The sequence below is a fragment of the Lysinibacillus sphaericus genome (assembly GCF_015844675.1).
GTDB lineage: Bacteria > Bacillota > Bacilli > Bacillales_A > Planococcaceae > Lysinibacillus > Lysinibacillus sphaericus_E.
Genome location: NZ_LDGC01000035.1, coordinates 1 through 2,059 on the forward strand (window position 1 = coordinate 1; position 2,059 = coordinate 2,059).

The following is a 2,059-nucleotide window of genomic DNA, read 5'->3' on the forward strand; positions in this document are numbered from 1 at the left end:
AGATAACGGAGAAACTGTTGAAGAAGTCCGGCGTAGCGTGTGGAGCAAGGGTCCATGAAGTGTTATTAAGTGGTATTGCCAAAGCAATTGGAAGAATGACTAGTCAACAGGAAGTGGCAATCAAACTAGAAGGACACGGAAGAGAAAGACTGCATGAGCCAATTGAGATTGATCGAACAATAGGATGGTTTACCAATGTATATCCAGTCATCTTTGATTGTATCGAAGATACTAGACGAAGCGTCATTGGGGCAAAAGAAGCCGTACGCAGTGTACCAAATGGTGGCCTCGGATACGGTATCCTTCAGCAATTAGGAGAAACATGCGAAGTTGACATAAGCTTTAACTATCTTGGAGACTTCAATGGAGTAGGTGCTGAGCTTGGCTACGAAAGTGGCGAAGAAAACTGGACCGATGATAAGTTACTGTTAATTGGACAGGCGATAAATGGAAAGATTCAGTTTAGTATCATTAGCCAGGAAGAAAGATTTAATCAAGCGTTTATTGATGAATTTTCGGAGCAGTTTAAGCAAGCAATCATTGAAGCCATTGCGTATTGTGTGGAAGGAAACGAAGAGAAGACTGCAAGTGATTATGAAATCTATGATATTTCAGTGAGTGAATTCGAAACGCTGAAAGAAGAACTGGCTGGAATGGTAGGTAAAATATATGAACTCACACCATTACAGGAAGGAATGCTATTCCATCACTTAGAGGATGCAGCGTCTACTGGATATGTGCTACAAAGTATCTATAAGATCGGAATGGAGATGAATGGTGACAGTATTAAAGAGGCACTTCATCTACTAAGCATTCGTTACGAAGTTCTTAGAACTGCGTTTATTTATCGAAATGTATTAGAACCAAAACAGGTAATCTACCAAGTTAGGGAGCCAGAATATAAGCTTGAGGATCTTACTGAACTGTCAGACGAGGAAAAAGAACTACGATATGAAGCACTCGTAAGACAGGATGTCGAACGAGGATTCGATTTGCAAGATGATCGGCTTCTTAGAATCACCTACGTGAAGTACGGAGATAATGATGTACGACTTATCTGGAGCATGCACCACATCATCGTGGATGGCTGGTGTCTTGGAATACTAATGGCTGAGTTTATGAAGTATTACGCTAAGATCGAAGAAGGAATACAACTGTCTGAACTAGAAGAGGCAGTAATGGAAGAGAAGAAAGAGCAGGGAGAATATAGTGATTATGTTCATTGGCTAAGAAAACAGGATCAGGAAAAAGCAAAAGAATACTGGAGCGAGCTATTAGATGATTATGACAGTAATTGTGAAATCACTCCGATGAACAAGCCAGAAGAGTCTAGTGAAGAACAGATGCGAAGACAAAAGATAGCTGTAAATCAGAAGGTAGCATCGACTCTACAGCGATTTGCAGAACAAAATGGAAGTACGATTAATACAGTCGCAGAAGTAATATGTGGAATCATGCTTCAGGAATGTACTGGAAACCAAGATGTAGTCTTTGGAAAAGTCGTATCAGGAAGAAATGCCGATATCAAGGGCATAGAAGATATCGTAGGTCTGTTCATTAATACTATTCCAGTAAGAGTAAGAACAGAGGACAAGATGTCCATTAAGGACCTGTTAAAGAAACAGCAAGAACAGGGAAATGAAAGTACGAGCTATGATTATTATTCATTGGCAGAGATACAAAATGAGACATTGCAAGGAACAGAATTGATTAAAGTACTGTATGTTTTTGAAAACTATATGTCTGGATTAGAGTTAGAACAACAAGAAACTGATACAGAACAGATGATGGTAGCACTCGAGCGAGTAAGAGAGCAAACCAATTATCCAATATCTATTACAGGATATGAAATGGATGAAACACTTTGTTTTGACATTATGTATAATCCAAATCAATTTAGTGATGAAGACATACAGAGGTTATTAGAACGTCTAGAGAAGATCAGTGAGGAAATCGCAGAAAATCCAGACAGACGAGTAGCTGAAATAGAGACTGTGACTGAGGATGAGAAAGAAAAGATCCTCCATGACTTCAATGCAACCAAGACAGAGTATCCAAG

Annotated in this window: 1 protein-coding gene; it reads left to right on the forward strand. The window is 39.3% G+C overall.

Translation table 11 applies throughout. The features are described from left to right. Positions 1–17 precede the first annotated feature (17 nt). Positions 18–2,059 (forward strand): condensation domain-containing protein (locus ABE34_RS10790; protein ID WP_241747030.1); only part of this gene is annotated, 2,042 nt, incomplete at its 3' end.